This window comes from Moorella glycerini, assembly GCF_009735625.1.
In the GTDB taxonomy this organism is placed as follows: domain Bacteria; phylum Bacillota; class DSM-521; order Neomoorellales; family Neomoorellaceae; genus Neomoorella; species Neomoorella glycerini.
Genome location: NZ_CP046244.1, coordinates 2,119,884 through 2,144,694, shown reverse-complemented (window position 1 = coordinate 2,144,694; position 24,811 = coordinate 2,119,884). Strand labels below are relative to the sequence as shown.

General features: G+C 52.8%; 29 protein-coding genes and 2 pseudogenes. 5 read left to right on the top strand and 26 right to left on the bottom strand.

Going from position 1 to position 24,811, the window contains the following annotated elements; all coding sequences use genetic code 11:
- Nucleotides 1–11: 11 nt before the first annotated feature.
- The 17 genes from mtnP to MGLY_RS18540 form a co-directional block, all read right to left on the bottom strand.
- Nucleotides 12–794 carry an S-methyl-5'-thioadenosine phosphorylase gene (gene mtnP, locus MGLY_RS10635; RefSeq protein ID WP_156273682.1) on the bottom strand — a complete coding sequence of 261 codons (783 nt, stop codon included), beginning with the start codon at nt 792–794 and terminating at the stop codon, nt 12–14.
- A gap of 53 nt (nt 795–847) precedes the next feature.
- The gene (locus MGLY_RS10630; RefSeq protein WP_156273678.1) at nt 848–1,024 is read right to left on the bottom strand and encodes a hypothetical protein; all 177 of its coding nucleotides are present in this window, start codon (nt 1,022–1,024) and stop codon (nt 848–850) included.
- Between the two features lie 31 nt (nt 1,025–1,055).
- The gene (mtnA, locus tag MGLY_RS10625) at nt 1,056–2,099 is read right to left on the bottom strand and encodes an S-methyl-5-thioribose-1-phosphate isomerase (RefSeq protein ID WP_156273676.1); all 1,044 of its coding nucleotides are present in this window, start codon (nt 2,097–2,099) and stop codon (nt 1,056–1,058) included.
- A 22-nt stretch (nt 2,100–2,121) separates the two neighbouring features.
- Nucleotides 2,122–2,898 (bottom strand): acyl-CoA dehydratase activase, encoded by a 777-nt coding sequence (locus MGLY_RS10620; RefSeq protein WP_156273674.1) that lies wholly within the window; start codon nt 2,896–2,898, stop codon nt 2,122–2,124.
- 14 nt (nt 2,899–2,912) lie between these two features.
- Nucleotides 2,913–4,184: a 2-hydroxyacyl-CoA dehydratase subunit D gene (locus tag MGLY_RS10615; protein ID WP_156273672.1), complete on the bottom strand. Its 1,272-nt coding sequence runs from the start codon at nt 4,182–4,184 to the stop codon at nt 2,913–2,915.
- 10 nt (nt 4,185–4,194) lie between these two features.
- Nucleotides 4,195–5,235 (bottom strand): 2-hydroxyacyl-CoA dehydratase subunit D, encoded by a 1,041-nt coding sequence (locus MGLY_RS10610; protein ID WP_156273670.1) that lies wholly within the window; start codon nt 5,233–5,235, stop codon nt 4,195–4,197.
- 308 nt (nt 5,236–5,543) lie between these two features.
- Complete coding sequence (locus tag MGLY_RS10605; RefSeq protein ID WP_156273668.1) at nt 5,544–6,491, bottom strand: stalk domain-containing protein; 948 nt, start codon at nt 6,489–6,491, stop codon at nt 5,544–5,546.
- Between the two features lie 53 nt (nt 6,492–6,544).
- Nucleotides 6,545–7,375: a Wzz/FepE/Etk N-terminal domain-containing protein gene (locus MGLY_RS10600; protein WP_156273666.1), complete on the bottom strand. Its 831-nt coding sequence runs from the start codon at nt 7,373–7,375 to the stop codon at nt 6,545–6,547.
- A 310-nt stretch (nt 7,376–7,685) separates the two neighbouring features.
- Nucleotides 7,686–8,204 carry a hypothetical protein gene (locus tag MGLY_RS10595; RefSeq protein ID WP_156273664.1) on the bottom strand — a complete coding sequence of 173 codons (519 nt, stop codon included), beginning with the start codon at nt 8,202–8,204 and terminating at the stop codon, nt 7,686–7,688.
- Between the two features lie 363 nt (nt 8,205–8,567).
- Nucleotides 8,568–9,089, bottom strand: coding sequence for a hypothetical protein (locus MGLY_RS10590; RefSeq protein ID WP_156273662.1), 522 nt, complete (start codon nt 9,087–9,089; stop codon nt 8,568–8,570).
- A gap of 431 nt (nt 9,090–9,520) precedes the next feature.
- On the bottom strand, nt 9,521–10,306 hold the full coding sequence (locus MGLY_RS10585; RefSeq protein ID WP_246187306.1) for a glucosaminidase domain-containing protein: 786 nt from the start codon (nt 10,304–10,306) through the stop codon (nt 9,521–9,523).
- Nucleotides 10,307–10,502: 196 nt separating this feature from the next.
- Nucleotides 10,503–11,441, bottom strand: coding sequence for a stalk domain-containing protein (locus MGLY_RS10580; protein WP_170291029.1), 939 nt, complete (start codon nt 11,439–11,441; stop codon nt 10,503–10,505).
- Nucleotides 11,442–11,490: 49 nt separating this feature from the next.
- Nucleotides 11,491–12,036: a plasmid pRiA4b ORF-3 family protein gene (locus tag MGLY_RS10575; RefSeq protein WP_156273656.1), complete on the bottom strand. Its 546-nt coding sequence runs from the start codon at nt 12,034–12,036 to the stop codon at nt 11,491–11,493.
- A gap of 174 nt (nt 12,037–12,210) precedes the next feature.
- Nucleotides 12,211–12,498 (bottom strand): hypothetical protein, encoded by a 288-nt coding sequence (locus MGLY_RS10570; protein ID WP_156273654.1) that lies wholly within the window; start codon nt 12,496–12,498, stop codon nt 12,211–12,213.
- 383 nt (nt 12,499–12,881) lie between these two features.
- Nucleotides 12,882–13,295 (bottom strand): type II toxin-antitoxin system VapC family toxin, encoded by a 414-nt coding sequence (locus MGLY_RS10565; RefSeq protein WP_156273652.1) that lies wholly within the window; start codon nt 13,293–13,295, stop codon nt 12,882–12,884.
- Nucleotides 13,270–13,527, bottom strand: coding sequence for an AbrB/MazE/SpoVT family DNA-binding domain-containing protein (locus MGLY_RS10560; protein WP_156273650.1), 258 nt, complete (start codon nt 13,525–13,527; stop codon nt 13,270–13,272). The genes MGLY_RS10565 and MGLY_RS10560 overlap by 26 nt, the downstream gene beginning before the upstream one ends.
- Before the next feature lie 31 nt (nt 13,528–13,558).
- On the bottom strand, nt 13,559–13,681 hold the full coding sequence (locus MGLY_RS18540; protein ID WP_277995699.1) for a hypothetical protein: 123 nt from the start codon (nt 13,679–13,681) through the stop codon (nt 13,559–13,561).
- Nucleotides 13,682–14,029: 348 nt separating this feature from the next.
- Between MGLY_RS18540 and MGLY_RS10555 the strand changes: the two genes are divergently transcribed.
- The gene (locus MGLY_RS10555) at nt 14,030–15,376 is read left to right on the top strand and encodes an IS1380 family transposase (protein WP_156271486.1); all 1,347 of its coding nucleotides are present in this window, start codon (nt 14,030–14,032) and stop codon (nt 15,374–15,376) included.
- Between the two features lie 234 nt (nt 15,377–15,610).
- On the opposite strand, the gene MGLY_RS10550 is transcribed toward MGLY_RS10555, so the two are convergent.
- Together MGLY_RS10550 and MGLY_RS18535 are read right to left on the bottom strand one after the other, a co-directional pair.
- Nucleotides 15,611–16,180: a plasmid pRiA4b ORF-3 family protein gene (locus MGLY_RS10550; protein WP_156273648.1), complete on the bottom strand. Its 570-nt coding sequence runs from the start codon at nt 16,178–16,180 to the stop codon at nt 15,611–15,613.
- Nucleotides 16,181–16,377: 197 nt separating this feature from the next.
- On the bottom strand, nt 16,378–16,509 hold the full coding sequence (locus MGLY_RS18535; protein WP_277997846.1) for a hypothetical protein: 132 nt from the start codon (nt 16,507–16,509) through the stop codon (nt 16,378–16,380).
- A 492-nt stretch (nt 16,510–17,001) separates the two neighbouring features.
- Between MGLY_RS18535 and MGLY_RS10545 the strand changes: the two genes are divergently transcribed.
- Nucleotides 17,002–17,250: an AbrB/MazE/SpoVT family DNA-binding domain-containing protein gene (locus MGLY_RS10545; protein ID WP_011392209.1), complete on the top strand. Its 249-nt coding sequence runs from the start codon at nt 17,002–17,004 to the stop codon at nt 17,248–17,250.
- Nucleotides 17,238–17,699 carry a type II toxin-antitoxin system VapC family toxin gene (locus tag MGLY_RS10540; protein WP_156273646.1) on the top strand — a complete coding sequence of 154 codons (462 nt, stop codon included), beginning with the start codon at nt 17,238–17,240 and terminating at the stop codon, nt 17,697–17,699. The genes MGLY_RS10545 and MGLY_RS10540 overlap by 13 nt, the downstream gene beginning before the upstream one ends.
- A 198-nt stretch (nt 17,700–17,897) precedes the next feature.
- Here MGLY_RS10540 and MGLY_RS18840 read toward each other — a convergent pair.
- Nucleotides 17,898–18,047: pseudogene (locus tag MGLY_RS18840) on the bottom strand (polysaccharide biosynthesis protein); the annotation flags it as partial.
- Nucleotides 18,048–18,563: 516 nt separating this feature from the next.
- Here MGLY_RS18840 and MGLY_RS10530 point away from each other — a divergent pair.
- Nucleotides 18,564–19,574 carry an Rpn family recombination-promoting nuclease/putative transposase gene (locus MGLY_RS10530; protein ID WP_156273644.1) on the top strand — a complete coding sequence of 337 codons (1,011 nt, stop codon included), beginning with the start codon at nt 18,564–18,566 and terminating at the stop codon, nt 19,572–19,574.
- A 93-nt stretch (nt 19,575–19,667) separates the two neighbouring features.
- Here MGLY_RS10530 and MGLY_RS10525 read toward each other — a convergent pair.
- From MGLY_RS10525 to MGLY_RS10500, 6 genes and pseudogenes are all read right to left on the bottom strand, one after another.
- A pseudogene (locus MGLY_RS10525) lies at nt 19,668–19,904 on the bottom strand (group II intron reverse transcriptase/maturase); the annotation flags it as partial.
- Between the two features lie 531 nt (nt 19,905–20,435).
- A complete protein-coding gene (locus tag MGLY_RS10520) occupies nt 20,436–20,780 on the bottom strand; it encodes a hypothetical protein (RefSeq protein WP_156273642.1) in 345 nt (114 codons plus the stop codon).
- 983 nt (nt 20,781–21,763) lie between these two features.
- A complete protein-coding gene (locus tag MGLY_RS18835; RefSeq protein ID WP_422880114.1) occupies nt 21,764–21,871 on the bottom strand; it encodes a hypothetical protein in 108 nt (35 codons plus the stop codon).
- Between the two features lie 64 nt (nt 21,872–21,935).
- Nucleotides 21,936–22,478 (bottom strand): YwgA family protein, encoded by a 543-nt coding sequence (locus tag MGLY_RS10510; protein WP_156273640.1) that lies wholly within the window; start codon nt 22,476–22,478, stop codon nt 21,936–21,938.
- A gap of 14 nt (nt 22,479–22,492) precedes the next feature.
- Complete coding sequence (locus MGLY_RS10505) at nt 22,493–23,374, bottom strand: HD domain-containing protein (RefSeq protein ID WP_156273638.1); 882 nt, start codon at nt 23,372–23,374, stop codon at nt 22,493–22,495.
- A 16-nt stretch (nt 23,375–23,390) separates the two neighbouring features.
- Nucleotides 23,391–24,290 carry an AAA domain-containing protein gene (locus MGLY_RS10500; protein ID WP_170291026.1) on the bottom strand — a complete coding sequence of 300 codons (900 nt, stop codon included), beginning with the start codon at nt 24,288–24,290 and terminating at the stop codon, nt 23,391–23,393.
- A 21-nt stretch (nt 24,291–24,311) separates the two neighbouring features.
- Between MGLY_RS10500 and MGLY_RS10495 the strand changes: the two genes are divergently transcribed.
- Nucleotides 24,312–24,539 (top strand): DUF4351 domain-containing protein, encoded by a 228-nt coding sequence (locus MGLY_RS10495; protein WP_246187305.1) that lies wholly within the window; start codon nt 24,312–24,314, stop codon nt 24,537–24,539.
- Nucleotides 24,540–24,811: the final 272 nt, after the last annotated feature.

The window sequence follows — 24,811 nt, the reverse complement described above, 5'->3', positions numbered from 1 at the left end:
CTCCTCCCTTTTCAGACCTCAATCTTCCCACCGGTAAGGCTGCAGCGGCAGTTTCTTTTCCGGGGAATCCTGGGGATAGTTTGCATGATGAGATCGCGCAGGTTCTTGCCGTTCTGGTCCATGATCTCCAGGACCTCGGCGTGGCTTAAAGGAGTGGCGGAAATGCCGGCCGCCATATTGGTCACCATGGCAATGAGGCCGTAGCACAGGCCCCCCTCGTGGGCCAGGATCACTTCGGGCACATTGGTCATCCCCACCAGGTCCCCGCCCAGCTGCCGGATCATGCGGATCTCGGCCGGGGTTTCAAAGCGTGGTCCTTCGGTACAGGCGTAGACCCCGCCGTCGTGGGCCTTGATCCCCAGCCCGGCGGCCGTCTCCACCAGCAGCCGCCGCAGTTCGGGGCAGTAAGGCGTGGTAAAATCCGTATGGACTACCCCCATCTCGCCGCCTTCAAAAAAGGTATAAGTGCGGGTTTTGGTAAAGTCCAGGAAATCATTGACAATGACGAAATCCCCGGGCCTGTAACCGGGGTTGGTGGAACCGACAGCGGCCGTGGCCAGCACCCGTTCCACTTTAAGCATCTTCAGGGCCCAGATGTTGGCCCGGTAATTCACCCTGTGGGGAGGCACGGTGTGCTTCTCCCCATGGCGGGGCATGAAGCCTATCTCCTCGCCCTGGTAAGTACCGACCTTAACGACGGCCGTACCGTAGGGCGTATCAACCCTTTCTTCCCGGATATTGCTTAAAATACCCGGATCGTAAACCCCGGAACCGCCGATAATCGCAATCCGCACCCGGATAACGCTCCCTTCTATATATTTTGCTTGCAAATGGCCTCTTTTCTTAGCTACAACTTCTTAATGGACCCGGTCTTCAGGTCCTGGAGGAATTTCTCCCTTTCAGCAGCAACGCCTTCCCTTTCCCGCATGATATTACGGGCGAACTGCTCCCTCTTTTGCTCTTGCTCTTCCTCCAGGGCTTCAGCCAACCGCCGCTGCTCGTCAATTTCCCTTTCCTTATTCATTTTCGTACCCGGCCTCCTTAGGGGTGGTTTTTTATATTATGCGCGCGATATTTTGTTTATATGGCGGGCGGATGATCCCTCTTTCCGTAATAATGGCCGTTACATAACGGTGAGGAGTCACGTCAAAGGCCGGGTTAAAAATGTTGATGCCTTCCGGCGCCGTAGGCCGCAGGCCAAAGTGGCTGACTTCAGCCGGGTCTCTTTCTTCAATGGGTATCTGGTCGCCGCTGGAGAGGCTCAAGTCAAAGGTGGAAGCCGGTGCCGCCACATAAAAGGGGATGCCGTGTTCCCTGGCCAGGATGGCCACCCCGTAGGTGCCGATTTTATTGGCCACATCGCCGTTGGCCGTAATGCGGTCGGCGCCGACGATGACCGCCTGGACCCAGCCCCGGGCCATGACGGTGGCAGCCATATTATCGGTAATCAGGGTAACCGGGATGCCCGCCTGGTGCAGCTCCCAGGCCGTAAGCCTGGCTCCCTGGAGCAGGGGCCGGGTCTCATCGGCAAAGACCTTGAGGACTTTACCCCGGGAAGCCAGGTAATAGATGGGCGCCAGGGCCGTGCCGTAGCGGGCGGTAGCCAGGGTACCGGCATTGCAGTGGGTGAGGACGGCTTCAGCATCCTGGAGGAGGGAAGCGCCATTTTCCCCGATGGCCCGGCACATGGCTTCATCTTCGTCGCGGATGGCCAGGGCTTCCTTTAACACCAGTTCCTTCAAGGAAGAAACATCATCCGTCGTGGCAGCTGCCACTGCCTGCTGCACCCGTTTTAAGGCCCAGAAAAGGTTCACCGCCGTAGGCCGGGATGAGGCCAGGTAAGCGGCGGCCTGTTTTAGCTCGGCCTCAAATTCCGCCCTGTCCCCGGCCCGGGAATTCTTGATAGCCAGGTAAAGGCCCAGGGCCGCAGCTATACCGATGGCCGGTGCCCCCCGGACCTTGAGCTTTTTTATAGCGTCCCACATCTCCTCTACCGTGCGGGGGTGGATAATAACCAGTTCCCCGGGCAGCCTCGTCTGGTCGATCATCTCCACCTGGCCGTCCTTCCAGGTGATAGGGGCAATGGGTTCGTATGGCAAACAAGGGCACCTCGTTTTCTGTTTATTTCTTGCTGTCAGCTGCCAGCAGGGCCGCGCCCAGGGCGCCAATGATCTGCGGGTCCGGGGGTACGCGAATAGCGGTCCCCAGGTTATCTTCCAGGCTCTTGACGACACCCCTGTTTTTCGCCACCCCGCCCGTCATGGCTACCGGCTCTTCCCAGCCCACGCGGCTGGCCATGGCCGCTACCCGCTGGGCAACAGCTTCATGCAGGCCGCGGATTATTTCGGCTACCGGCCGGCCTTCGGCTACCAGGGAGACCACTTCTGATTCCGCAAAAACCGTGCACATGCTGCTGATGCTGGCGCCCCGCGGTGCTGCCAGGGAGAGCTCCCCCATTTCTTCAACGTTAACCTCCAGGGACCGGGCCATGACTTCCAGGAAACGCCCGGTCCCGGCGGCGCACTTTTCATTCATGACAAAGTCGCGCACCTTCCCCCCACGATCAAGGAGGATTACCTTGCTGTCCTGGCCGCCGATATCAATTACTGTCGCCACCTCCGGCCAGAGGTGATATATCCCCCGGGCATGGCAGGTTATTTCTGTCACTTTGCGGTGGGCAAAAGGTACCCTGACGCGCCCATAGCCGGTGGCCACAATACCGTCTACCTGCTCTTCCCCTATACCCGCCTGATCCAGGGCTGCCTTTAAGGCTCGCCAGGCAATATCTTCACTCCGGACCCCGCTTTTCATAACAACCGACCCGGCAATCGCTCCATCGCGGATAACGACAGCTTTGGTCGTCAGCGAACCCAGATCCAGTCCCGCAGTTACAGTCAAAAGGACAACCTCCTTTAAACTGCTCGTAGCATTTCCAGAAAACCTTCCAGGCGCGTCCTGGTGGCGCCGGGAGCGTACTTGCTTTTATCCACGCAGTCCCCTTCCAGGTTCAGGAAGGGGATCTCCCTGTCCCGCAAAGCATCCTGCAGCAAGCGCAGGCCGGCCGTGCTCTGGCGGCAGCCCCAGTGGGCAAAGTGAATGACGCCATCCACCTGGTAGGCGTCAACCATGGCCAGGATGGCTTCTATCCTCCTGCTTATACAACCCAGGCCGTGGTGGCTTAAGACCTTGCCCGCCAGGCTGTAAAACGGCCTGGCCGGGTCCAGGGGTTCCCAGTAGACGTGGTGCATTTCTTCGAAAACAACCACCGCGCCGGCCTTCTGTTCAAGGAGGTTAAAAATCTCCGTGGGATAATAGGGCCGCAGGTGGAGCCACAAAAGGCGGGCCCTTTCCTCCGGCACGGCCCGGCGTTGTTCCCGCCACCGCTGTTCCAGCTCCGCGGCCAGCTGCCTGTACACCGCGGCCGCAGCCCCCGACCCGAAACCGGCCAGCATCAGGTAAATAAACCCGTGGGCTTCATCACCGCGAATGCAGGCAGGCCGCTGCCCGCGCAGCCGGTTGACGGCCAGCAAGTGCTCCCGGGCCGTGTTCGAGGCAAGCAAGGCCTCCTGGAAGCGTTCCTGGTCCCACGGGACCCCTAAAGCGTCCGCCAGGGAGAAGGTTATGCTTTTAAGCTGGCGTGCCACATAGTTAAAGGCAGCGGCATCCTGCCGGTGAGGGACATCCAGCAGGTAGAAAGGTACATTGTGATAGCCGGCAGCAGCTGCCAGGGACTGGGGGGCGGCATCACAAAGGTGGGAACTGCAGACGACGGCCCCCGGCGGCGGCAAATAGCCGGCCCGGTCGCAGCCGTAGGCCAGGCGGTGGAAAGAACAGCTTTCGCCGCTCACCCAGTCGCCTTCAGCCACCCGGAAAGCTTCTTCCGCCACCCCCAGGCCTACGGCCACAGCGGCGGCCGCCTCAGGGGCAAAGGGGACCAGACCCAGGCCGTACAGGATTTCCGTGGGGAAAAAAACATTGTGCCAGACCACCGGACCCTGCTGCAGGTATGCCGCCGCTACCTGGTCGATGGTATTCAATAGCAGTTCGTAGGCCGCCTGCCAGGAGTAGCGTTTTTTCTGGGCCGCCACCAGCTGTTTCAACAGCCTGTAGGCCCAGGGTGATTTAAAAGCCCGCCGGCGCAGGGGACCGGCCAGGTGAGAACGTATCAACTGGTAAATATCCATAAGCCGTACCTCAAAACATTTCTAAGAAAGCTTCCACCCGCGTTTGCCACTGGCCACGACCACCGCCGGTATAGTCCCCGTCGAGCCGTAACAGCGGCAGGCCCCTCCGGTCGCAAAAATCCTTCATGGCGCGGAAGTCGTAGATGGCCGCGTCGCAAAATTTCATAACGTGATAAATTACCCCATCGATCTGGTAATCATTAACCACACCGGCCCAGTACTGCTGCCGCCGGGTTTGATCGGCAACCATGCGGGGGCAGGGCGGTCCTCCCAGGTAGAGCCGGGCCAGGTGCAGGTAAGGGTCCCCCGTTTCCCGCGCCACCTCCGCCAGCAAGAAACGCCGCCCGTTGCAGGCGTCTTCGCAAACAGGCCAGCCCCCCCATTCTTCAACCAAGGCAGGTAGTTCAGCCGGGAGAATGCTGCCTGCCAGCATCAGGCGCGGCCGCCCCCGGAAATCCGGCCGGGACCGCTGCTCTATGGTAGCGCTCCCGGCCTGCCCTTTATCCCGGCCGGCCGCCGTCATGCCGGTCTGCCACCCGTCCAGCCAGGCCATGACGTCACTCCCGCTTAAGCAAATTTCTCCCCGCGCCCGGGCAGCCAGGAGCCCACGCCAGCAAGACCGCTGCTCTTCCCAGGCATCGATCGCCTGCCACAAGAGGCTGTCCTCTAACTGCCGCTCACCCAGCCGGGCCAGTTCTCCTGCCAGCCGGCGTAAATCCTGGCTGTAGTAGAGGACCGCCTCTTCGTCCAGCCGCCTGGGGACGTCCAGAACCAACGTTGCTCCCCGGCCACCATAACGGGGCCAGGTGCTGGCCAGGTGGATCATGGCATTGCAGGAGCGGGCTATAACTGTGCCGGCCAGGGGCGGCAATTCCTGCCTGATGGCTGTTTCCAGGCAGCTTTTGACGTAAGGGCAGAGGTTGCCCACCAGGTATGTATCAGCCCGCGGGGTATTGCCCTCCCTGCCCAAAAGGCGGTAAGGTGTAAATCCCAGGGCCGTAATAATTTCTACCGGCGTATAATGGCAGAACCAGCCGATCAAAGCACCCATTTATTTCACCCGATATAACACTTTTCGCAGCAGCACCTTAAAACAAAACCGCCCCCGGCCAGAGCAAGGAACAGGTTTCCATCTTCTACCCAGGCCATGGTGTCTTCCGGATTCTCAAACTCGGGGTACCTGCCGGTGGGGAGAATCCCATGGTTTTCTTTTGATACAGACAATATAGCATATACGGCGAGAGAAGTTAAGGGGTTAAATAAAAAGAGCCCCGCTGCCAGGCGAGGCTCCCCTGCTATGAAAATAGCGCAACAATTACCATTTTTATCCTTCTACCAGTGCCGCGCCGGCAGTAATGTTTATAAAGGCTGCACGGCCACCAGGTTGCTGCCGCCAAAATAGTCTACTTTAGCCTTAAATTTCTCGCTCACAAATCTTAAGGGTACGAGGGTCCGCCCATCAACCACCTGGGCCGGGACATCCAGGTCAACCGTTACGCCATCTACCAGGGCTTTATTGCTTCCTATAACCAGGCGAATGGTGGAGCCCTGGTTTTTTATTATTACTTCGCCGTTGTCATAATTAACAGTCGCGCCAAGGTTCTCGGCCAGGAACCGCACAGGTATCAACACCCGGTCGTTTTCCATCCGGGGAGGAACATCAAATTGCAGGGCCTTCCCTTTGACAAAAACCTTTACCTGCAAGTCCCCGCTGGCCGCATAAGCCTGGTCTAACTGCCGGTAAGCCTCTTCGTCACCAGGCTCCTGCTCCAGGACGGTCTCCAGTAATTCCCGGGCATTTTTAAACTTGCCGGCCTTTAAGTACATCACACCCAGGTGTTTCTTTAATTGCGTCCTGGTACCGGCATCAAGGGTCGTGTCTGCTTCCACGGCACTTTCCAGCTGCTCCGTCACGCTGGCAATCTCGTCCGCATCCTGCCAGGAGGACAACTGCGCCCTGGCTTCATAAACTGCTTCCGCTACACTCTTCCCCTCCAGGATCGCCGTCAAGGCAGCCCGCGCTACGGGATTTTTCACATGCATGAGGGCATTCTCGACGCCTTTATAAACATGCTCCGCAACACTTTTACCGTCCTGGAGTTTCAGCTGTTCCCTCTCGCGCTCCCTTTCCCTTTCCTGGTCCTGTACAGGAACCTGCCCGGCGCCTGGCAATCCGGCTTCCAGTGCCACCTCGTGCTCCCGGGTCCAGCGCTTTTCTTCACCGGCCCTGGCCCAGGCGGGCAAGATAAAGGAAAACACCAGAACCAATCCAGCTACCAGCGCTACCAACCGTTTGCCTTCCTGCATATTGACCCCTCCCAGTTTCTTTTAAGGTTTCACCATATGTTTCGTCCTGGTGTTTATTTTTGGGAGGGTCCTGCCAGCCAGTTGCGGCCCAATGCAAGGAAAATACCTGCCATTAGACCCAGGACCAGGGCCACGGCAGCGTTGAGCAGCAGGCGGGGCCTGACCTTTTCCGGCTCGCTGAGATCATCAACGATTTTTGCCGGGTGCATGGCGGCCAGTTTGTCCTGGAGGGAAAGGTACTGTCCTGTCAGTCCAACCTTTTCCTGGGCCTGGATCCCCTGCAACTGGGCCAGTTGCAGGGCATAAAGCTTCTGCTCAACCTCGTTTAAAGGCGCCTTTTCCAGGACGGCAATAAGCTCATTAATTTTTTCCCTGTCGGTACTGGATTGTTCCAGGTCGCGGCTGATTTTATGTAGCTCTTTTTCCAGCGGCGCCCGGTGTTCCTCATAAACTTTATTCCGCTGCTCAATAAAAAGAGTCAACATTTTAGCAGCAACGTTGGTGACCTGCCGGGCGTCCTGCCCCTCCAAGGAAAACCTGAGGTATTCAGTATCTTTAATCACTTCTCCCCGGGCTTTAAAGCTCCTGGGGTCAGCAGGTATGGCCATCTGCTCCAGGGCCGAAGTTAATAGGGTCTGGCTCTCAAGTATAGCTTTAGCTTCATTTTGCTGCGACGTTCTGGTATCTACCCTTTCCAATTCTATCAGTGCTTCTACTCGATAAGCGGGAGGCAAAATTATACCGGCAAGGACAGAAATCAGAACGGCGGCGAGGGTAATGAGAATAATCAACCACCGCTGGCGCCACAGGACCAGCAGTATTTCCCTTAAATCAATTTCGTCTTGATACGGCAGCGTAGGTTCAGGAGATAATGATCCATTCATAATTCGCCGGCAGAGTCTCCTCTCGGTATATTTTTAGAAACGTTCGAGGACGGTTAGCATGAGCAGGGTACTGGCAGGGCCGGTACCATGTTATGTTTTCTAACCAACATTGCAATCTATTTTTTGCACAATACCTCGCTTATATCTAATCGACTTATTATGTTGCCTTTTTGTTTACGTTGCGTTAAAATACTAGTTAATTAGTTGTTTAACTACTATTACATAATCTATACAAATAAATATTTATTCCACTCAAGATCATTATGTGTAATACGCTCTTTGTTTTCAATGTGGATTGGTGTGTAGAAGTTTACAACGCCGTCACGATTTCTTGATAACGCCTGCCAATTCTATCCGCAAGGGTTATTCTGTATGTCAACGTTCTATCGTTATGCAGGCAGAAAAGGATCTGCCCGCCGGCAAGGAAAAGCCGGCTGCGGTATTCTCCGCCTTCATATTTTTCCCAGCCGAGGATTTTTTGCCGAACCACGTAGCCGACGCCGCCATGATCGCGATACTGGGGTTTTCGGACCGCTACCGGGACCAGAATGATGCTGGGAATTAACGCCAGGGGACGGTTCCTGTGGCTGTAATTTGAATGGCTCTTTTTTGCTTCGCGGTGCCACACCGCATCTTCCTGGTCGACATCGACGCCGAAAAAGCGCGCCATCCAGCCGATGACCGTTCTCAAACGGTTGTTTACCACCACCCTGCGGCCGTCTTCAAACCACAGCTCCGTATAATTACCGCCGTCAGTGCCGTAAACAGGGATCGCACATACCAGCTTGGCGAGTTCACAGTCGCGCAGCCACGGCAGTAAGCCATGCATTTTCCCGTTCCTCCTCTTCCCAATTTTGTTAAAACCATTATCCCACGCGGAAATATCCTGGTCAAATGCTGTTTCCGCCCAATAACGCGAACTCGCCGCCCTATTCCAGTCGCTAACGGCCAATTTCTTTTGCTTTTGAGTACCTAACGAAAATGTTAGGCAGGTTATATAATACAAGTTGCAATATTTGTTTTCTGTATTGCTTGCGTTAAATCAAAACCTGACCGACCCCTAGCCGCCCCTGTTCGACGGGTTGTCCCTTGCCGCAGCCACCATCGAAAAAATCCACCCGCTACGCCCCTTGCCTTGCAGGCACGCCCCGTTGGTGAAACAGGTTTAGCTGTTTAGGCCCCGCCGGAGCAGTCACTCCGCCAGCCAAGTTTTAACTCTTTGGATCCCGGTCGAGGTCATCCGCCATTTTTTCCCCTCCTGATCTATCCAGCCCTCTTTTCTGGCCCGCTGCAGGTACGTGCTGACCGCATTCACGGTCTTTGATTTCTCGCGCAGTTCCTCCCTGAGCATGCGGCGCACCTCTTCGGTGTTCGGTGCCTGCCCGCGGTAATAATCGCCGTAATATACCACCAGGGTAACCAGCTCTTTATTATTAGTCACACTGGCGCGGCTACGCAGTTCTGGCAGCGTGATCTGTTTTTCCCCTTTAGCCTCCATCTTATCTGTTGCCGAGGTATCGCTGCTTTTGTTTTCTTCCGCCTGTTTTTCCGCTGCTTCCGCAACGGGAACGTCGTCGTTCCTGTCGATGGCTTCCAACGCTTCAAAACCGGCGTTTCCTTCCTCAACCAAGGTTCCGGCATCGCTTTCCGCCAGCACGCCTTCATAGAGCCTGCGTTCCAGGATTTCTTTTATAAGCTCGCCGTCTCCTTTCAATACTACTTTGCAGCGACGCGTTATAATCTTTAGGTACAACTCCATTGTTATCGCCCCTTTTGCAATTTTCGATTTTTCTTTATCTAAGCCAGTATATCATGGCGTTTTTTGCCTGTCAACACAAACCTGTCCATCAAAACTCCCGTGCATGTACACGCATCTCACGTCGATATACACTGTGTATCATAAAGCTGAAACGATAAGAAAAGGGCGCCCAAACGCGCCCCTTAACCTTGAACAATTTTGGTGAGGATGCACCAGGGGAATCTCAGCCTTATCCGCAGTGACGATGTGCCTTAATGTTGAATGTTTTGCCGGGGAGAAACGGCCGGGTTTTAAGCAGGGTTTTAAGCAGGGTTGCCGGATTTTAAGCAGGGTTGTAAGCGTACCATTTCGACCATTTTGCAAACCCCATATTCCTGTCCATGTCCCTACTTAGAGACGGCTTTCAGCCAGTAGTCTTGAATGATGCTTTGCCCGTAAGTTGTTCCCGGAACCGCCCAGCGGGCATTAAGCTCCACCCAGGTCCGGGCGGAACCCCGCTGCACCAGGTTAAAACGAGGATCATACAGTTTTTTCCCGCGCGGCAGCGGGTCAGTGGTAGCATAGGCATACAGGTGCTGGATATGGGCTTCAACCCCTATTTCGGGCGAAGCGAAGAAAGCGCCGTAAAATCCGGGTACAAGACGCACCCCGGCTGGATCGGCAGCGTTTAAAGACTCCTGGCCGGTTAAAGGCTGGCTGGTAGCCCATAAACCGCAGTAGTTGTTTTGAAAAGGTTTGACGCTGCCGGTAAACTGGAAATAATTAGTTTCTTTCACAGCCTGGGCAAAAGCCACATCACCCCGGATACCGTACTCGGTGCCGATCTTTAGATACAGCTCGGCCACATCGGGAACAGGTAACATTTCCCGGCCGTATTCCTGTTTCATTTTCTCGGCTATACGCGGCGTCTCCCTGGCCATCCATGCCTTGAGCTGGTCGGCCGTTAATATTGCCTTTCCTTTTATAGTTAAATCGGCGGTAGGCAGCAGGGTACCGTCAGGCAGTCTGATTTGCGTTTCATATCTGGCAAGTTGTTCCTTGAACTCCTGGAACTTTTGCCATTGTTCGGAGCTGAAAGCCGCTTCTCCCATCCCCGGCAGTTCGGCAGAATTAACGACCCTGCCGTCCAGCAAACGCAGGTTGGTACGGTAACCGGCCAGATCCTCCAGCAATTTATATTTAACCGATTTTATATCTACTGTGCGACGCCCCGGGGACGTTGCAATAACGTAAGGATATGGCCCTGACATTGTAAGCGCGCCTGTAAGAGGGATAAGGTGAATTTCACTAATGGCTCCAGTGAGGGGGGTGAATAAAAAAAAGCCCCGCTGCCAGGCGAGGCTCCCCATCAATTACTTTCCCTATGCCTTACAAGGGCTGCACGGCCACCAGGTTGCTGCCGCCAAAATAGTCTACTTTAGCCTTAAATTTCTCGCTGACAAATCTTAAGGGTACGAGGGTCCGCCCATCAACCACCTGGGCCGGCACATCCAGGTTAACTGTTACGCCATCTACCAGGGCTTTATTGCTCCCTATTACCAGGCGAATGGTAGAGCCCCTGTTTTTAATAATTACTTCACCATTATCATAGTTTACAGTTGCACCCAGTCCCTCAGCCAGGAACCGTACCGGTATCAACACCCGGTCGTTTTCAATCCGGGGAGGAACATCAAATTGCAGACCCTTCCCTTTGACAAAAACCTTTACCTGCAACTCCCCGCTCGCTGCAAAAGCCTGATCTAATTGCTTGTAAGCCTCTTCATCGTTAGGCTCCTGCTCCAGCACGGCCTCCAGTAATTCCCGCGCCTTTTTAAATTTGCCGCCTTTCAAGTACATCACGCCCAGTTGCTTCTTTAATTGAGCCCGCGTGCTAGCATCAAGGGCCTTGTCTGCTTCCACGGCACTTTCCAGTTGCTCCGTCACGCTAGCAACCTCGTCCGCGTCCTTCAAGGAGAGCAGCTGCGCCTTAGCTTCATAAACTGCTTCCGCTACGCTCTTCCCCTCCAGGATCGCCGTCAGGGCAGCTCGCGCTACGGGATTTTTCACATGCAACAGGGCATTGGCCACGCCTTTATAAACATGCTCCGCCACGCTTTTACCGCGCTGGCCTTTCAGGTGTTCCCGCTCGCGTTCCCTCTCCTGGTTCTGGTCAGCAACCTGATCCTGGTTTTGCTCAGCGGCTTCGAGCTGCACCTGGCTCTGCGAGCTCAATTGATTTTCTTGAGCCTTTGCCCAGGCAGGCAACACAAGGAAAAACGCCAGAACCAGCACAGCTACCCGGGCTAAAAGGCCCCTGGCTTTTAACATGTTAATCCCTCCCAGTTTTTTTGTAAGTTTCACCATATAGTTCGACCAGTTATTCATTTTTCGGGGGGTCCTGCCAGCCAGTTACGAAATCTTCTCCTACCCAGGCCTGCATATCTTCATATTCCGGGTGCCCGGGATTCTGGAGAATATTTAACAAACTAGCATAGCCCCAGGGCCCCCCGCAATCTTCAGGCGGGCAGGCGCCTTTGCCTTTCAGACATACAGGGTAGCGCTTCCCTGGCTCTTGTGGAAGAATCTTTTCAACGACAATTTCATGCTCCCAGCCGTCACCGAAATCATACTTGTAAATAAATCTTTGCTTCTCCCGGCTGACCACGTCTTTTAGTTTTTGCCGCCGGGCATTTTTCACTTCTAAAAACTCACCATCCGATTCACCGTAATAGCTGCCGTTGATTATAAACTGGTATAGGTGACGATTATGCCAGCCCATAACTACCTGCAGGATTTTATGCAGCTTGTAAAGGGTAATGCCGCTGGGCACCTGTATCCGGCGCCAGATGGGTGGTTTAATCCTTTTCAAGGTAACCTTAAGTTGGTAAATATTTTCATTAGCAAGAGTACTACCGTTGACCATTCCTCATACCTCCCCTGCCAGGACTATAAAGGGATATTCGACAAATTATAGAAGGTTCCTTCGTGATATTTTTACGGTGTTGGCCATTGCCGTCTTTGCCTATGATAGCAAGGCAGGGCCGGCATGGGGAGAAGCGGCAAAGCCGCCGGCCCTGCCGCTTCCCGGCTGAGGCTTTTAGGATTGCTGCTGCCCCGGGGGCAGGAAGGGCGTGGCCGGGTCCTGGCCGTTATGGCTGGACAGATACTTGATATACTGGGCCAGGTAGTAATTCAGCCCCGTCAGCGGCCGGCCGCGCACGGCTGCGTTCCACATGGCCCTGGTCTCAGGGCTCTCCCCCCGCCAGCTCGTCACCGCCCGGGTGAAGTAGCCGCGGACCCTTTCCTGGTTAATGGTATTGGGGTTCATGGGCACAAAATAGCGCCGGGCATAATTGATCCCCTTGGTCGTCCACTCTTCCAGCACTGCTTGATCTCGCCCAGATTGGCAATAAGATGGCATAACATTTCCCTCTCCACTGCCGAACCCTGATAACCATGGAGGAGAAATGGCAAGAAGCCCAGGATGTCCGGATCAGTTTCAGAATCCAATGCCGCCCACGCTTCTTCGGGAAGCATAATGCCTGCTTTGGCCATCATGGCCAACCGATTGCATCTGGCAAAACCCTCAGCCCCAGATAGATGCCCATCAGTACCCCCCCTCGGGAATATCAAAAAACGGGTGCCACACTGGCCAAAAGCGGTCGTACAAAGATAGCTACTACAAACTGATCCCACGTTTTTACAGCTTGTTTGCTCCATGAAAGGTGCCGGTTATATCCAACTCAAGGCAATAAATATAACAAGGTATTAGGGCTCAATCCTCTTAATTTCCGGAAACTTATCAAAATGACGATCGTAAGAATATATCTCCATCCGGTTTCCAGCTGCCATTCCGGCGGCAATAAAGGCATCCGTCCAATCCACATTTTTTTCTACATACCACTCCAACGCTTTCCTGGCCACCGACTTGCTGGAAAGCCGCATACCTCGGAGGGATAAAAGAGGAAGTAATAATTCTTTTATCCTCGCTTTAGGTTGGCGATAAAACTTTTCCAATGTCCATACTACGTCGGCAATGACCAGGTCGGGTAAAAATACTTGCTCTGCCCCGCTTTCAACCCTTTGTAAAAGGGCTGAACATCGCCCAGCCTTCTGCGGGTTATCATTTAAGAGAAAACGAAGTATGATGTTGGCGTCAATCGTCTTTGCCTTCCCCGGCAATTTCGCTGGCAACCTCCCCCATAGCATGCTGACGTACTGCCAAAAAATCTTGTTCCCCAGCAACCGGCACACTACCTTTTAGAGCGGCTATCCCCTGGCCACCCTTTTCAATCTGTACAGTATTGCCCCGGATCACAAAGCGAAGATGCGTACCCGGTGTGACACCTAAAAATTTGCGTATTTCTGCCGGGATAGTTACCTGGCCTTTAGCTGATATCTTAGCAATAGGCACAGTTCTCACCTCATTATCCTTTACTTTTATTCTATTGTAAAGGAAGCGATCTTGGATGTAAAGCACCTAAAATTCCCCACTTAAAACTTTGCTCGCCTGCCAACTGGCGGATATCTGCCTCTGTTAAACCGGTTTTCATGTCTTCCTCGTCCATAATAAGCATAATAACTCCCTTTTTCGGTATGCTCACTGCCTTTGCCCGTATGTCGTCAGCAGAAGTTCACGCTGTAGAGCCCTGATTGCTTGCGCGGCAAAAGCCAGGGCGGCTTCTTCACTCAAGCGCGGTTTTTCATTTTGTCCAGATAAAGCAAAAAGGGACTAAATTCTTTGATATAATGGCCCTCAACACCAGGGGGATGAGGTGGGTTTCCGGGTTAAAGTATTACCTGAATCCGTGACAACCCAATAACAAAATATCTGGATATGGCTCAAAACCTCGCGAAAAATAAGGTATAATAGGCTGGATGGCAAACGAATCCATGTTCACCTGCGAGGTGCGGCCATGAAATTCATCATTGAACAGTCTGATGAACACCTTACCCCCGTTGCCGGACTGGCTCTGGTGGGGGAAATCATTGATCATACTGCTCTGAAACTCAGGCTAAATAAGACCCGGATACCTGGTGTTTCTTCTCCGGATATTTCTCACGGGGATGTTATCACCTCTTACGTGGGCCTGCTTTGCCAGGGTCGCAGTGATTTTGACCATATTGAGCTTTTTCGGGATGACCCCTTCTTCGCTGCGGCGCTGGGTATTCAGGATGTGCCTTCAAGCCCTACCCTGCGCCAGCGCCTGGATATGATAGCTCATAGTGTACCCTACCAGGAGATTATCCTCGAGGAAACGGCCAGGTTCCTTAAGAAACTTAAGGCACCGGTAACTCCTGTTACCCTGGGTTCCAGGGAACTAAAGCGCCAATATGTCCCTTTGGATATTGATGTTACTCCCTTTGATAATTCAAATTCCAAGAAAGAGGGTGTTTCCAGGACCTATAAGGGCTACGACGGTTATGCGCCTATCTTCGCCTACCTCGGTAGGGAAGGCTACTGCGTCCATACCGAACTGCGGGCCGGGAAACAGCATTGCCAAAAAGGGACGCCGGAGTTCCTGCGACAAGCTCTAACCTTTGCTCGCGCTATCACTTCGCTGCCACTTTTAGTACGGATGGATGGCGGTAATGACAGCCAGGATAATCTCCAGGTCTGTTTGGACCCGGAAATCAAAGCCGATTTTATCATTAAGCGTAACCTGCGCAAGGAAACGCCGGAGGCCTGGCTGGCCATTGCCAAGGAAAATGGTACCGCCACCCTAGAACGGGAGGGAAAAACCGTCTATCGGGGGCACCAGATGGTGAAAATCGAGGGTGCTGACACCCCTGTCCGTCTGGTGTATAAGGTCACCGAGCGGACGATATTACGAAACGGCCAGCTTCTCCTGGTCCCGGAAATTGAGGTCGAAACCTACTGGACCACTTTACCCGACCCGGTGGAGGATATCATTACCCTCTACCACGACCACGGCACCAGTGAGCAATTCCACAGTGAAATCAAAAACGATTTAGACCTGGAACGGCTGCCCAGCGGCAAGTTTGCCACCAATGACCTGGTGCTACACCTGGGTGTTTTCGCCTACAACATTCTAAGGCTTCTGGGGCAGTTTAGCCTCCCGCTAAAGGAGGTACCGCTGCGCAATAAGAAAGCTCAACGCCGGCGGCTGCGTACCGTTATACAAAACCTGATTACCATAGCGTCCCGGCTGGTTCACCACGCCCGGCAGGTCAAATTACGATTTGGGCAGCACAGCCCGTGGTATCCAGCTTTCCGGTACCTATATAAAGCGTTGGCTTAATACAGAACTTCTAGCTCCAGTTAGCTGTATAAGCAGGCTCCAAGCCTCTTAGGACGAGAGGTCTACTTTGTTATTCCCTTATCCAGGGGACCCAAGGTAAGAGTAAATAGCCTTCGTCCACATAATCAACTTTAGACCCAATTCAATGTATCAGCAGATGTTAAATATAACTGTTAATACCATTTACTGTTAGTGCGAGTTCTACCCAGTTGTTATTATCACGGATTCAGGGTATTACTTGATGGTTTTTAACTCCTGGTTTACGAACTCCACATCGAAGTCTTCGGGGTCGAAATCTTCTCCCGCCAAAATGCGCATATCTTCATAATCGGGATGGCCGGGGTCCTGGAGAATGTCTAACAAACTGGCATAGCCCCAGGGACCGCCGCAATCTTCAGGCGGGCAGGCGCGTTTACCTTTCAGGCATACAGGGTAGCGCTTCCCTGGCTCCGGCGGAAGAATCTTTTCCACGACGATTTCATGCTCCCAGCCGTCACCGAAATCATACTCGTAAATAAATCTTTGCTTCTCCCGGCTGACCACGTCTCTCAGCTTTTGCCGCCGGGCATTTTTCACTTCCACTAAAAACTCATCATCCGGTTCACCATAATAGTTTCCATTGATTATAAACTGGTAGAGGTGACGATTGTACCAGCCCATAACTACCTGCAGGATTTTATGCAGCTTGTAGAGGGTAATGCCGCCGGGCACCTGTAGCCGGCGCCAGATGGGCGGTTTAATCCTTTGCAAGGTAACCTTAAGTTGATAAATATTTTCATTAGTAAGTGCACTACCGTTAACCATTCCTGATACCCCCTGCCAGAACTATAAGGGGAAATTCGACAAATTATAGAAGATTCCTTCGGGATACTTTTACAATGTACGGTTCAGAGACCATTTAGAGAATAACGGATAGAGTTTCCTTTACACTCAGACCAAATTACACCAGAACACGGCCACAGGCGATTCTCCCTCTGATTCTACAGGAATAGCGTTAATTTCTACATCAGGGCGGGCATAATTGATCCCCTAACATTTGAAACCAGGGCCTTCCCCAGGGCACCGCTGGCATCCAGGGATATCAGGGGCGCTGTCACCCGCTCGCCCTGTTCACCCGAGAGGACAATAATCACATCTGCAGGCTCGCCGGGGGAATTGGACGGGACTACAGCTCCGAGGCCAAGCCTTTAGCAATATATTAAAAATAAATAACCCTTGCTCAGGCCCTCGTACCGTACCGGTAAGTCCACACCCGTCGCCTTTTTTAGCCGCCTCGAACACTTCCAGCACCGAGTATTTTCCCCGGGAAAATCAAGGCTTACCCTACAGCCTTTCACTAATTCATAGTAGGCCAGGATAAAACCGCGTTCAATATCCGCCTTCAGGTATTTAGGCAATTTGCATGCCCTATTTTCCTCCCTATTACCTGACTGCTTTTAGCTCCCGGTTTACGGACTCCAAATCAAATTCTTCAGGATCGAAATCTTCTCCGGCCCAGGCCCGCATATCTGTAAAAAGCGAGTTCCTGCGACTGCCGGCAAAAATGCAGCCGAACCCGTCTTGTTTTATCATAATAAATTTGATATGATCAGATCAAAATTTTTTGTTCATGCAAGGAGGGAAAAATGTTGGACATTATAAAAACTGTTAAACTGGGCGCGAGATGTCAGATGGTGCTGCCTGCTGAAATAAGAAAACAACTGGGCATTAAAAAAGGCGACGAAATAATCATTAAAATAAGAGGGAAAAAAGCGATAATCGAACCCAAACCTAAAAGCTATGCCGAGCATCTTTGGGGGCTGCATAAAGAAGTATGGGCCGGCACTGATCCCGACAAATATGTAAAAGAGGAAAGAGACCAATGGGAAAAATAAAAGAAATAACAACCGGGCATCAAGTTATCGCCCTGGATACAAACTGTTTCATTTATATGCTTCAGGCAGACCCCTGGGCCCTGGTATTAAAAGAAGAGCTGTTTAATCCGCTGGAAAAAGGTGCGTTTCAGGCCGTTACTTCGACTTTGACGCTTCTCGAACTGTTAGTCAAACCCAAATCCCTGGGTCTGGAAGAAGTCTGCGAGCAGTATATTACCACACTAAAATCTTACCCCAATTTGCAGCTGATCGATTTTAACCTGGAAATGGCCGTTCTGGGGGCAGAAATCCGCGCTAAATACCGGGTGCGAACTCCTGACGCCATTCAACTGGCATCTGCTTTAGCATCAGATGCCACGCTATTTTTCACAAATGATCTTTCCCTTCCCCAGGCGGTAGGGAATATGAGAACAGTATTTTTAAAAGATGTTTTTCCTCCCAGGGCGTAGTTTACCCCACCTGCACCATTTCCCGCCCCTTCTCTACCCGGAAGCCAGGCAGGACCAGGCGCAGCAGTTCTTCCACCCCGGCCATGTCGGCCCGCCAACCGGGCTGGGAGACCAGCCACAGGAAACGCTCCAGCCCGGCGGCTTCGAATTCCTCCGGCCGGGCAATAAAGATCCGCTCATGGGAAGTAGCATTAGGACCAGGGCGCCGGCCTGGATGACCAGCTGCACCGCCTCGGGGATGGTCATAAAGAAGCGGGTCATCTCCGGGTGGGTCACCGTCACCGGCCCGCCGGCGGCAATCTGGCGCTGGAAAAGGGGCACGACGGTGCCCCAACTGTCCAGGACGTTGCGCTTTATGCCTCTCCATCCGGCGGTAGCATACCCCACTCTTGCATTCGTAAATAAGCGTTCTCAATTTGCTGGTTAGTAAATTTATTCCCCTTCGCCTGGCGAACTTCCATAACAACTTCGGGCGCTCTACTCCCGGAATCTATTCTGAATTTAGCAAGGGGTTTTCTCCCTTTGTATCACCAGGGACAAAGGCCGGACCGAAATATGTGCCCCGGCTTCATCGTCTCAAAGCTATCATTTTGCTATGTTTCCATTCAAGCTAATCAAGCTAAAAATTCGACACAAACTACCAGTTTCCTCCAAAATTATCCGATCTTCGCAAAAAAGTTTCTGCTTTTTACATTTAACTGCCAGGGGAAGCAGGGAAAGTATTAAAACCATTTATCGCTGCTGCTGCGGCCTATGAATCGTAACATTCTTTGTAAATTCAGTAAGCGGGAAGCGCAGGCTTTCAGAAAAGTATCCCCATGTTCCAGAAATATGCTATAATAAAATCCAGAAGAAGGTGATCCCTTGACGGGAAACGAAGGGCAGCCCCGGCCTCCCCACCACCCCCACGACAAGGGTTACAGGCAGCTCCTGGCCGACAAAAGGGTATTCCTGGAGCTGCTGAAGACCTTTGTCCGGGAAAAATGGGTGGAGGCCATTGACGCAGACGACCTCATCCTGGTGAACAAGTCCTACGTCCTCCAGGATTTCAGCGAGAAAGAAGCCGATATCGTCTACAGGCTTAAGACCTGGGATAAAAACGTCATCTTTTACGTCCTGCTGGAGCTGCAGTCAACGGTAGACTACCTGATACCTTTCCGGCTGCTGCTTTATATGGTTGAAATCTTGCGGGAGATCTACAACAACACCCCGCAGTACGAGCGGGAGAGCAAGCATTTCCGCCTGCCGCCCATCATCCCGGCGGTGCTTTACAACGGGGTCGGATCCTGGACGGCGGCCCTTTCCTTCAGAGAAATGCTGGACAGTTACCAGGATTTCAGCGGGCATCTGCTGGACTTCCGCTACCTGCTGTTTGATATCAACCGCTACAAAGAAGAAGAGCTTATGAGGGCGGCAAATCTGATCGCCGGTGTCTTTCTCCTGGACCAAAAGATGCGGCCCGAAGAGCTTGTTGGACGGCTGCAGAAACTGGCGGGGATATTAAAGCGCCTCACGCCTGATGAGTTCCGCCATATCACTAGCTGGTTGAGGAACGTTGTCAAGCCCAGAATGCCTGAAGGTTTTAGGGAAAAGGTTGACCGCATCCTGGACGCAAGCAATCCCTGGGAGGTGGAACGAATGATTTACAACCTGGAATTGACCCTGGAAGAGATGCAGCGGCAGGCTTTGTTGAAAGGCAAGATGGAAGGAAAACTGGAAGGAAAACTGGAAGGCGAACTTGAAGGTGAACTGAAAGGCAAACGGGAGGTGGCCCGGAACCTGCTTTTGCTCAACGTTGACATTGATACTATTATTAAAGCCACAGGGCTTGACCCGGAAGAGATAAACGCCCTGAAGAAACAATTGGAGCAATGATTTTTTTGCTGGCCGTAAATTCAATCGAGTAGGAGGGGGCGGCTAGCCCCCGTCCTCTCACACCACCGGACATGCGGGTCCGCATCCGGCGGTTCACCAAGCTTGACGAAGATAAGAATAGCGCTCGGTTAAGCTCATCAGGCCCTGGGATTGCCAGTAGGCATTGCCCAGGGCTCTATTCATTGGCCCATGGGCCATCCGCCACAGCCCTTTGCGGGCATTGGCGAATTCATGCACTACCCATTCCGGCAATCCCAATGCGCGTAGTTCGCGGTACCTGGTCCGTACTCGCTTCCACTGCTTCCAGAGACACATGCGCACTGGCCTCTGAGAACTGCGGTTCGAAGATGGGCGTCAATACTTGCAGGAGGGCCTGCTGGATTAGGCGGTCCATTACGGTGGGTATCCCTTTTCACCTCTGACTTGATGTTCGGGCCTTCCCCTGGAGTTCATGACCCCCAGGGTACTATGCCCTCTGCTGACTCCTGCCGGTTCAGCCGTACCTTCCGATACGGTTTACCAGCTCTCCCTGGCTTATCCGGCAGGCCTCCCCGGGTAAGAGCGTTAACCTTCGCCCCGCGCCCGCCCCATATACTCTACCGTCCCTTGGCAGCCTGGGATTTCGCTGTGTTCCGCCAGCTTATCCGAACGGTCTAGCCTCGTATGGGGTTCTTGTTCATCGGGCCGTGGCTTTGCCTCCGGCTTCCTTCGGATCCCACCTCGCGATGGACACCCTTGCCTTTGGCTAGCAGACTGGTGCTGCCTCGCCTGCAGTGGACTTTCACCACTAAGTTAACGCCCATGCCGGGCGCACGGAAAAGCGGCAGGGCTTCATACCCTGCCGCTTCCCGGCTGATGCTTTTAGGATTGCTGCTGGCCCGGGGGCAGGAAGGGCGTGGCTGGGGCTTCGCCGTTGTGACTGGATAGATACTTGATATACTGGGCCAGGTAGTAATTAAGCCCCGTCAGCGGCCGGCCGCGCACGGCCGCGTTCCACATGGCCCTGGTCTCAGGGCTCTCCCCCTGCCAGCTCGTCACCGCCCGGGTGAAGTAGCTGCGGACCCTCTCCTGGTTCTCCGTATTGGGGTTCATGGGCACAAAATAGCGCCGGGCATAATTGATCCCCTTCCATTTGGCAAAGACCAGGGCCTTCCCCAGGGCGCCGCTGGCATCCAGGGACATCAGGGGTGCCGTTACTTTAGCCATGGTGCTCACCTCCTTTCGCCCCTCATTCTACCAGGGGCTAAAGGAAGTGGCTATTTTCGTAAGCTGCCAGGAATACAGCTACCGGTAAACGTTATCGTCAGGATGCAAAGGATTTCCTACCAGTTTAAGTTTCCTGCCCGGAAAAAGTTTGCCGTATCGCGAGAAAGTATTAAAGTTGTTACAGCGGTATGGCTGCGGCAAGCACGGCCGCTGCTGGTACAGTAGGACTTATCCCCTCGTTAAATTGCACTTAACCGGCCAGGACGAACATCACCGTACCATCGCCGTACCCACTCCGTTTAATGAACGCAGAGACAATAAAGCTATATTTAACTCCCCGCCCTGTTTTCCCCAGTCGCCTCGCACGGTGGAGGAGACATGGCCTGCTTGCCGTTCAAGGAAATTTTTTCTTGCCTAACCTGACGGTCAATAGGTAACTTCGGCCTCTTTTGCTCCCACTGCCAGGCGGAATAAATAATGCCCTCCAGGTCGTCGTAAGCCGGGACCCAGCCGAGACGCTCGCGGATTTTCCTGGCGCCAGCCACCAGGACCGGAGGGTCCCCGGCTGCCGGCCTTCGTACCTTACCGGAAAGTCCACGCCTGTCACCTTTTTGGCCGCCGCGATCACTTCCAGGACGGAGTGGCCCCGGCCGTAACCGTAGGTGAATACCTCGCTCCGGCCGCCGGCAGCAGGTGCTCCAGGGTGAGCACGTGGGCTTCCGCCAGGTATCGACATGGGTGTAGTCACGCAGGTGCCGTCATGAGTGGGATAGTCCGTACCGTAAACGCTTAAATAGGGCCACCTGCCCGCCGCCCTGGTAGCTAGGGTGATGAGGTGGATGGCGTCTTCTTTCCCCTCGCCAATGCGCCCGTCCCGGTCGGCTCCGGCATTAAAATACCGGAGGGATACTTAGGTTATCCCACCGGCTGCGGCCAGGTCCTGCAGTATCCTCTTCACCACGACCTTCCTGTGACCGTAAGGGTTAATGGGGTGCAGGGGGCTTCTTCCGGCATCGGGAAGTACTCTGGAGTATGCCGTAGACGGCGGCGCTGGAAGATAAAATCAGCTTGTCGACCCCGCACTCCTGCATACAGGCCAGAATGTTCAGGGTGCCCTGCACAATGTATATGTAATACTTCACTTCAGTGGTTGGTCTACGGACTCGGGGGCGACGATATGGGCGGCAAAGTGTAATAATTTCTCTGTCGTAAAGCAGTTACCCAGGCTAGAGCTTCATCCATATAGCGGCACAAATGGGGTTTTAGAGCCTTTGCTTTATCGATAACTTCCGTATTCTCATACCCCATATTCTGTAAATACATGATCGTACTGACCAACTCAAGAAACTGGGAATCCTGCTCTACTACTTCTTTTACCAATGCCTCCGGAAGATTCTCCCATGAATAGGGCTGTTGCTGGCTGTTTAATAGGTTCAGTACCTCTTCTCCGTTTTCAGTTAGCGAATATGAATAAATATCGCCATCTCTGTTTTCCTGAATGAGCCCCTTATCTACCATAGCCTTAACTTCAAATTGAAGTTCCGGTGAGTAGGGGCCATACAGGTAGTAACTAAACTCCTCAGGAAAAGCGTAACCCAAGGACTGAAGTATGTATACCAGCTTTTGCAATCTTTTTCTCCCATGAATCTTTCCTGCTAATTTGATAAGGGTAAGTAACCTGTGCCAGCTTTGGATCACGGCTATAATACCTCCTAAGCAAAAATTTCGTTTATCTTCTCGCGCATCTCAGCCGGGAAATACAGTCGTTCTTTTATATATTTTCGGTTACGTAAAGCTTTTACTACGTCTGAGGCATTTGATAACTCTTCGGGATTAAGGTCTTTAGGAAAAAGGTAAATCTGTTCAGTTGCTTCTCGCGCTTTTTCATCCTTCTCTCCCTCACCTCCAGGAGGAAAAATATAGTAATCCTTATAAGGACTATTTTCGGCGCTATCTGATGCCAGATAGTATTCCGGAGGGAATTGTTTTCTGCATATAGATTTTGCGCGGTTATATTTTTCAGCAAACGCAATTGCGTGTCCAGAAACCGAGGAAATGTCAATTGACTTAAATAACCTCCTGTGTAGAAAACGCGTACAAAGATCACTCAAAATGCCGTCTTCTGATTTAGCCCAATCTTTGATAAGCGCTACTAATACATTGTCATCAAGGTCCAGGTACTCGCTAACTGAAATATTCTCCCCTTTAATAAGTTTAAGCAGTGCATCCCCGCTCTCTATTTGACATTTATCAACCACTTCTGCAGCTCTATTTAAAATTCTATCTAAAAGCACCTCAGCGCCACGTGTAGTCTTATGGTAGTAAACTTGTAAGTACATAGAATATCTGGCCATAATAAAGGTTTCTGCAACCTTAACACCTTTTTCATAATCGAGGCCAATTTCATAGTCGCCATTTACCATGCCAATCCGTAGAACATTTAACAACCAGTCAAGATCAAATTTGCCATACCCTGTACCTGTCATTAAGCTGTCTCTAAATAAGTAATCTAAGCGATCTGCATCGAGCTGGCTGGAAATAAGTTTAACTACCCACGTAGGCTTAAATATCCTTCCAATAACTTCCTTAACCATACCAGGCAAAGCACTATTATAATTTGTAAGGATTTGGTGAACTTCTGTCTCCTACATTTTGGGCGCCGCTGGCCAGGGCCCGGGCGGCAAGCCGGATACAGACTATAGCACTGTAAATATTGTAGCGGGAGAACCCGGGGTCCAGCCGGCCGCACCAGGGATTGGCACCCGATGTGGTACACAGGACCAGGGGCTCCCCGGATTCCGGAAGAGCCGCAGTCGCGTGAGCATAATTCTGGGGGTCCGCCCTGTGCTCGAGCGGGTTCCCGTCATGCTCATAGACCAGCATATTGGCCACTTCGCCAATGGCCTCATGCATGCGATACTGCACCTTCAGCGCACATAACCGGGGATCGTCCAGCCTTGCCCGGCCTTCCACGATACCGGCCTTAACAAAAATATCGGTTTGTAACCATCTGGCAGCCAGGGGATACTTTTCAGCGTCCCGGGCGGTTGCAATTGGGGGCAGCTGCCGGAAATCACCTGTGACCACCACGCGCTTGTGCGCCCGGCTACCGGCAAACCATAGATTGGGCAGGGGAACCATACTGGCCTCGTCGATGATTACTGTATCAAAGGTGCCCCGGTACAGTTCTTCCAAAAGCACCAGTCGAGATAAAGTCGCTCCAACGATTCTGGCGTCGCGAATCACGGTCGCCGCCATTTCACGCAGCCGGGCTTCAATGGCGGCCAATTGCTCATCTAATTGCTTGAGGTTTTTCTCGACCTCACTCAGCTGCTGCCGGAGTTCCGGGAGAGGAGGCAACGGCCCCAGATTTTCCAGAGCCTGCCGGTCTTTGGCCTGTCGGTGTTCAGCTTCTGATAACGCGACGCTGGCAGCCCTTCTCTCCTGCTGGGCAACCTGATAAGCTGCCTCAAGCTTTGTGATTACAGTTTCTTGCCGGAAGAACTCCAACCCGAGGAGGTGCAAAGGGTTATGGAATTAACCACATCCTGGCATTTAAAAGGCTGGCAGCAGGGCCGGCAGGAAGGCCGGCAGGAAATACTTTTAAGACAGCTAAGGAAACGCCTGGGTACCATTTCTCCTGAAGTGGAAGCGAAGATAAAGACTTTATCAGTAGAGCAACTGGATGACCTGGCGGAAAAGATATTTGACATTACCAGCAAGGATGAACTGCTCAAAGTTCTTACCATTAAACATTGACCCTCGCTTCCCAAGACCGGCCGGCTTTAACCGGGCCGGTCTTTAAGTTATTCTTTAAATCCCCGTGGATTATATCAGTAACCAATGGATATAACACTGGATGGTCAAGCCAGCGTAATCGCCTCCAGTGCTGACGCATGAACTAATTTCAAAATGGGGTTCAGGTACACAAATAAGGTTAACGAGCAGTAAAGGCAAAAATCCAGGACGGAAAAAGACCTCTTAAAAATCCTGATAGGGTTGCGAATGAAGAAATGCGGGGTAAAAAGGGT